5 protein-coding genes and 1 pseudogene are annotated in these 7382 nt (G+C 57.1%); all 6 read left to right on the forward strand.

The genetic code is table 11. The features are described from left to right. Window positions 1–105 precede the first annotated feature (105 nt). The 6 genes and pseudogenes from AC07FD_RS20970 to AC07FD_RS20995 all read left to right on the forward strand — a co-directional run bounded on the left by AC07FD_RS20970 (window position 106) and on the right by AC07FD_RS20995 (window position 7298). Window positions 106–1470 (forward strand): phytoene desaturase family protein, encoded by a 1365-nt coding sequence (locus AC07FD_RS20970; RefSeq protein ID WP_478351385.1) that lies wholly within the window; start codon window positions 106–108, stop codon window positions 1468–1470. 18 nt (window positions 1471–1488) lie between these two features. Beyond that, the gene (locus AC07FD_RS20975; protein WP_478351386.1) at window positions 1489–1938 is read left to right on the forward strand and encodes a phytoene desaturase family protein; all 450 of its coding nucleotides are present in this window, start codon (window positions 1489–1491) and stop codon (window positions 1936–1938) included. 171 nt (window positions 1939–2109) lie between these two features. Next, on the forward strand, window positions 2110–2241 hold the full coding sequence (locus AC07FD_RS20980; RefSeq protein WP_478351387.1) for a hypothetical protein: 132 nt from the start codon (window positions 2110–2112) through the stop codon (window positions 2239–2241). Between the two features lie 368 nt (window positions 2242–2609). Further along, a pseudogene (locus AC07FD_RS20985) lies at window positions 2610–3575 on the forward strand (IS5 family transposase); the annotation flags it as partial. 534 nt (window positions 3576–4109) lie between these two features. Then, window positions 4110–5651 (forward strand): M81 family metallopeptidase, encoded by a 1542-nt coding sequence (locus AC07FD_RS20990; protein WP_478351388.1) that lies wholly within the window; start codon window positions 4110–4112, stop codon window positions 5649–5651. Window positions 5652–5696: 45 nt separating this feature from the next. After that, complete coding sequence (locus tag AC07FD_RS20995; protein ID WP_478351389.1) at window positions 5697–7298, forward strand: ABC transporter substrate-binding protein; 1602 nt, start codon at window positions 5697–5699, stop codon at window positions 7296–7298. Window positions 7299–7382 lie beyond the last annotated feature (84 nt).

The raw sequence follows: 7382 nt of genomic DNA on the forward strand, positions 1-7382 counted from the left end.
GGCGGAAGAGGCTTGCCATAGTGCCGGTAATCAAAACGTTGCAACACAACCGTTTCGCTCGCTGTCGACACGATCATGATCCATCCGATCGGGATCGCCGGCCTCATGAGCCTCTATCTGTCGGCACTGGTTGGGGACAGGCTGAATGACTCTGATCCATTTTACATGCAGACGATCGATGCTGCGAGAAACGTAGGCCTCGGTGACAGGCTGGGCAGCCTGGCCGTGGGCAAGCGCGCCGATGTGGTCATCCGAGAAGCTCGCGACATCACCCATTACTCCTGGCGCGACGATATGGGCATTCTGTTGTCGCTGTCCTCGTCGATGATCCCGGTCGATACAGTTCTCATCGATGGTAAGGTCGTAATGGAGAAGGGCCGCCTCACGACGATGGATCAGGATGAAATCCTCGCCGAAGCCATGCGCCAGCGCGATCTTTTGGCTGAAAGGGTCTCCGCCGCTAGAGTATGTGACGTGAGCAGCGTGGGTGGGCACGACGCCCGCCCGATTTCCTACGTGCCAACGCAGCTACATCCGAAGGTAGTCACCGAGCTCGAACTCAGGAAGTATGGCCTTCGTTCCTTGGGTGGGGACCATCGCACGTTGCGGCCCATCGACGAGAAGCGTTCGATGATGATCGGCGGCGACATGGGACAGATGCAGGCTGCCATTTCCCGATTTTCCCAAGCCGACGCAGCCCGATACCCGGAGTTTCGCAAGCATCTCTCAAGCGTTGCGAAGTTTGTCCACGAACTCAAGCTTATGACGCCAGTCGACCTCGTCGCGAGTTCTTTGCGCTCGCGGGCAAAGACAGCAAGCTTCCTATGGGAGAATCGCAACGTCGGCGACGATTTCTATAAGCTAATAGATCTCTTCACCCAGAGCTCTGATGAATATCTGAGCCGTTGGTTTGAGAGCAGTGAAGTGAAGGCTGCGTTCGCGCAAGCGGTGGGCGGGAGCCTGATCGGCCCAAAGTCTCCCGGGTCGGCGTGGCTTGCGCTGCATGGCAGCAGCTCGGCCGATGAGGGGAAAGACGCCATCCGCGGGCAGGTCGTCGGTGGAATGGGCTCTATCACTCAGGCAATGGCGCGGTGCGCCGAGGACCACGGCGTCGACATTCTTGTCAACAGCGACGTGACCAGCATCGAGACGCGCAATGGAAGGGTGCATTCCGCCGTTACCGCCGGCGGGGGCGAATATGTCGCCAAGACTGTCGTCGGCAACCTGAATGCCAAGCTGCTCTTCGGCAAGCTCGTGTCCGCAGATGCGCTTCCTACCGAGTTTGCCGAGGACATCGCGAGATTCAAGACGAAGGGAGGGGCCTTCAAGCTAAATATCGCTTGCGAGCGAGCGCCGCGCTTCTCCTCCTACGATAGCGCCTCGACCGGCATGGATTGCCCGCCAATGATCCAAATTGGTCCTGACATGGAATATCTCGAACGGGCCTATGAAGAGGCGGAATCCGGCTAGTATTCTTCGCGACCGTTCATGATCATGACGATCCCGACTGTTCTCGAACCCAGCCTAGCGCCGAAAGGAAAGCATATTGTTCAAATCTATGGCGGACATACGTCCTACGAATTGACAAACGGGTCTTGGGGACAGGAGCGCCCGAGATTCCTGAAGTCGGTGTTTGAAACCATCGACCAGCTCGCACCGGGGTTTTCCGACGGTGTCATCCATACGCAGCTCCTCCTGCCAAAGGACATTGAGGAGCAGCTCAACATTCCTGGTGGTCATATCAATCACGGTGACATGTCGCTCGACCAGATGTTCTTCAAGCGTCCTGCCGCTCATTATTCGGACTATCGGTCCCCGATCAAAGGCCTTTACCAATGCGGCTCCTCTTCCCATCCCGGCGGAGGAGTCTCCGGCGTACCGGGCCATAATGCCGCTCGCGAGATACTGAAGGATCTTGGAATGCGCCGCACCTTCTAGGCTCCTCGGCGAGTTCGCCGAAACGGCGAAGTCACGGCAGTCGGGGACGCTTGCTCGGGCAGGAATTGCTGAATGTTATGCTGTCGCGTTTCGAGAAAAGGCTATAGCGATGCGTCGCTTGAGGATGCTCGCCGCGACCGAATGTGCCGCTACTCTGAAACAAGAAATCCAATGATCAAAGTCGCCATCAACGTATTCGGCCGCACCGGCAGCCTCGTCGCCCGCACGATCCTAGTGCGGTCCGACTGCGGGCTCGAACTGGTCAGCGCCCTCCCGAGACCGGGTCGCGACTATCGCCGATGATTGCCGGCGACGTCGTCATCCTCGACAACCTGCTGGGACATAAGAGCGACAAAGCGGTAAGCGTCACGAGCACCGCATGGCTTTCCTTGCTTGACAGAGGCAAGGGTCAGATGTGGACCGCTTTGACTCGCTTGGGCATGAAGTACGAGCGGATGGCGACGATCGCCTTTGCAACGGCGACGACGCCCGCGTCGTCGAGACGGAAGTTCACCCCCGTTGTGTCCCGGATCGGGGCGATGATGTCGCCGGTTGTGGCATTACCGCGGAGAACGGGGCGCCAGAGCCTTGTGGCATAGTGTTGGTGCACGGATCGTTTATTGATGTGGGTTTAGGCAAGCGGCAACCGCAGTAGCCTTTGTAGCGTAGCCATGCCTTTCAAACACAATGCCAGCCGTCGCCATCATATTGAGAAGATGAAGTTCAGGGTGACGAACTGGCCGGAATACGAGGCAGGACCTCGTCATCGTGGCAGTTTGAGCCTGTGGGTGACGCCGGAAGCCCTGTCCAGGTGGCAAGCGCCAAGACGCAAGACACGTGGCGGCCAGCACCGCTATTCTGATCTGGCGATCGAGACCACCTTGACGCTGGGCCTTGTATTTGGCCTGCGGCTGCGTCAGGCAGAAGGCTTGCTGGAATCGGTGCTGAAGCTGATGCGATTGGCGCTCGCTGTCCCCGATCATACCACCCTGAGCCGGCGGGCGCGGACATGGCAATCGCCCAACAAATGGCATGATCGCCAGGTTCCGCCGGAGGGACGTGCATGTTCTTGTCGACAGCACCGGCCTGCAGGTCTACGGCGCGGGCCAGTTGCTGGAGGAGAGGCACGGCGCCAGATCCCGTCAGTTGGCGCAAGCTGCATCTGGCACTGGATGCCGACAGCGGCGAGATCATTGCCCATACCCTGACTGATCAGGACACTGGCGATGTCTCTCAAGTTGAGCCACTACTCGAGCAAATTGGCGGTCCGATCGAACAGTTTACTGCCGACGGTCCCTGGAAAGCCAACTTACGACGCAGTCATCAATTACAGCGCGTCTGTCGTCATCGTCATCCCCCCTCGCGTCAACGCGGTCGAACCGATCGACGATCGACCTTCCGACCAAAGGGACCAGCATATCGCTGCAATTAGGAGAGACGGTCGGATGAAATGGCAGGTCTCCAACGGTTACGGCCAACGCTCGCTGGTTGAGACCGCCATAGGGCGCTACAAGTCCATTATCGGGCGACGTTTGCGGGCACGGTCGCTTCCCGTTCAGCAAACCGAAGTCGCCATCGGCTGTGCCGTCCTCAACCGCATGTTTGCCTGCGCACGCCCGAAATCCGCCCGCCGCAAGGCAGTCTGCCGCTTCAAAGATCGCCGTCCGCTCAAGCCCAAATCCATGCACCAACGCCCCGCCCCGGGGTTCTTCGCTTCCGACGGATGTACACCGATAGCGGACGCGCCGCTCCTGGACGGTCAAGCAGAAGCTGGCTATCGTGCGTGAGGTGCAGGATTCCGGTGATCCGCCAGCCGCGCATGCACATTCTCATGCAGAAGACAGGCTAGGCTACCGATTGCATAATCAATCGCTGCCGCAAATAACTATTCTGAGTTTCACGGGTCCGTTCTCCATGCGATGCATAGACACGAACTAGCTTGGAAACACTGGTGATAGGAACCGTCTACGATGCAGCAGTCCGCAGAAACTCGGTCTACGATCGTGCGCATGAGCAGCGCGTCTATGACACCTCAAACCCGAAGAGCAGACAGAAATTTGAGGCTGCCAAAGAGGGCCTGGCTGGCGTCACTGACCGGTAGTTTAGTCTAACGGCCCAGGCTGTTAAGAATTCACGCCCGGTTTGCCGCGTTCCAACCGTCTGATGGGGCCATGACCTACAAAGAACGGACTGATCGAGTGCCAGAAATCTCAAAACCTTATCGCATTCTTGTTGGGCGCCTCAGCCACGAATCCCACAGGCTGAACCCAAGGCCTACCGACGAGGAACTCTTCGTGGTGGAACGTGGCCACGACATCCTAAGATCGCCAGCCGGGGTGCTGAAGGGACTGATTGAAACGCTTGTCGCGGCGGGCGTAAATATTGAGCCGGTTTTCTCGGCAAATGGAGGCGCCGGCGGCCTTGTCGATCATGATTTCTACTTGCGTATGCGCGAGGAACTTTTGGATGCGGTTCGACGCATCAAGCCTGATGCAATCGGCCTGGACCTTCATGGCGCAATGGGCACGACGGAAACGCCGGATGCTGAAGGCGACCTTCTTCAAGCGCTTCGCCTTGTCGCCGGGCCCAACGTGCCGATCGGCATCGGCCTCGACCTTCATGGCCATATCACGCCCCGTATGCTCGACAACATCGATATTTGTATTGCCTGCAAGGAAAACCCGCATTCGGACTTTGTCGAATGTGGCCAGAAAGTTGCAGAACTGCTGATCGAACAACTTGAGGGGCGTCTAAAGCCGGTCACGGTTTCCGCGCTGGTGCCTATGATATTGCCGGGTGCAGCTGAAACCGCTTCCGGGCCGTTGGCCGAAATCCATGCAAAAGCCCGCAAATACGCGGCTCTGCATCCGTCGATTAAGGATATCTCGATCTACAACGTGTTCCGCTTTACCGATGACGATAAGATTGGCCAGGTTATCACCATTCTGAGCGATGGTCCCTATGCCGACGCTCATTCCTTCGCAGTGGAACTAGCGACCCGCTTTTGGGTCGAACGCGAACGATTCAAGGACGACCTTCTGACGATTGACGAGGTATTTGATCTTGTCGACAGTTCGCCGGACAAGCGGCCGTTCGCGATCGGTGACATGGGCGATCGAACCGCTGCGGGTGCGCCGGGAGATGGCACTATTTTGCTTTCCGTAGCGCTCGATGCTCATCCCGGACTGCGTGGTGCGGTACCCATCACCGATCCCGTCGCGGCGGCTCGGGCAATAGAGGCTGGCGTGGGTGCAACTGTTACACTGTCCGTTGGTGCTGGATACACGCCGGGGTTCACGCCTCGACTGGTCACCGGGCGAGTTGAAAACGTGAGCGATGGAAATTTCGTCTTGGAAGGTCCTGTCGGCAGAGGCGACCTCTGTGCCATGGGACCAACGGCCGTTCTCAAGGTGGATGACCGCATCCATGTGCTACTGACCACAAAGCCGGCCGACACTATTGATCCAGCTGCTTTCACCAGCCAGAACGTGGTTATCGAAGATCTTGATTTCATAGTCGTGAAATCAGGCTTCCATTTTGTTCTGAACTTCGCCGGTCTCGCCACACCAGCCCTCGTGAATACTCCGGGCGTTGGCTACTACAAAAGAAATCAGTTCGACTACCCGAGAGCGCGCTTCTGGCCGGAGCACGATATATCTACTCCAACAATCACTGCTCGTCAGCATTCTGCCGGCACTTTCATAAGAAAGTAGCCAATGCTCTGAGATGGCCACCAACAAAAAAGAGGAGAACAGACCATGACAATCTCTAGACGTAACCTGATCAAGGCAGGCTTGGCTGCCGGAACGGCGTTATCAATGCCATCGATCCTTCGGGCGCAGTCATCACCAGATGACGCGCGGACGGTGCGGATGGCGATGGAGGACCTCACTATTTTTGATCCAATCTTGTCCAGCACTAACATCACCTACATGCATGCCCAGGCGGTCTATGACACGCTTTTCGCGTTCGATTCCAAGCTTGTGCCGCAACCACAAATGGTGGGGAAATGGGGCGTCTCCGAAGACAAAAAGACGTATACGTTTGAGCTCCGGGATGGTCTGCAATTCATCGACGGCAATCCCGTCACTGCGACGGACTGCGTGGCATCTATCCTTCGCTGGGGGCAGGTGGACGGCGGTGGAAAACTGATCCTGGAGAGGGCCAGCGACGTCTCGCCGACGGGCGACAAGACGTTCAAAATCGTTCTCAAGAAGCCCTTGGGGCTGCTGCTCGACCTATTGGCAGGAGGCGAACGTTTCCTAGCTATCATGCGCGAGAAGGACGCGAAGCTTCCCTCAACGGAGCAGGTGACCGCGAATATCGGATCCGGGCCATACAAGTTCAACGAGGCTCTAGCCAAGCATGGTGCAAGCTTCACCTACGACCGAAACGAACAATATATACCCCGCCAGGAACCACCAGACGGGTACGGCGGCGGAAAGGTCGTCAAGGTCGATAGAGCCATCTGGCAAAATATTTCCGATCCGCAGACAGCCTTGTCGGCCTTGCAAGCAGGGGAAATCGACTTCGTTTACAGCCCACCCGCAGATCTTTACGGCACTATCAAGAGCGACCCCAATCTTGAACTTCAGCTCCTGGATACGGGGGGTGATGTTCTCTATGTGCAAATGAATTTCCTTCAGCCACCCTTCAACAACGTCAAGGCACGGCAAGCGATGCTTCACTTGATCGACCAGGAGGCTTTCCTTCGCGTCATTTCTCCAGATCCGGATTACGGCAGCCCCGTGATTTCGATATTCGGAAATAGCAGTCCCTATTCAAATGACGAGAATACAGGATGGTACAAGAAGGGCGGTGATCCGGCGAGGGCCAAACAGCTCTTCCAGGAGTCCGGATATGCCGGCGAGAAGGTTTATCTTTTCCAATTTACGGACTGGCCGGTGGCCAGTGATGCGGCGCTGCTTCTTGCGAGTGCGCTTCGCAAGATCGGGGTCAATGTAGTGCTTGGGCCGATGACTTTCAGCGCGTTTGTCGAGGCTCGGAAGAACAAGGGCCCGGTCGAGAATGGCGGCTGGAGCATGGCCATTAATGATTGGTCCGACTATATCTTTGGCAATCCGATCACCTGTCCCTTCCATTATATGAATGGCCCAGACGCTTTTTATGGCTGGCCGAAGAACGACCAATACGAGGCTCTTCGGGCCAAATGGCCGGATGTCGCAACGCTCGAAGAGCGGCAGGCGCTCGCCCGCGAAATGCAGGGCATTTGGTGGGACTTCGTCGGCGGCATCATGCTGGGAAAAGTTAATACGCCAGTGGCGCACAGTAAGAGGCTCACTGGTTTCATCGAGGTTCCAAACTTGCGCTACCCAATGTGGAACATGGAAAAAGCCTGAGCAATGGGTAGCTACATCCTACGCAGAGTGGTTTCGGCCATCGCCGTCATGGCGATGGTCGGGATTTTCGTATTTCTGCTTGTC

The sequence above is a fragment of the Mesorhizobium waitakense genome, assembly GCF_056431085.1.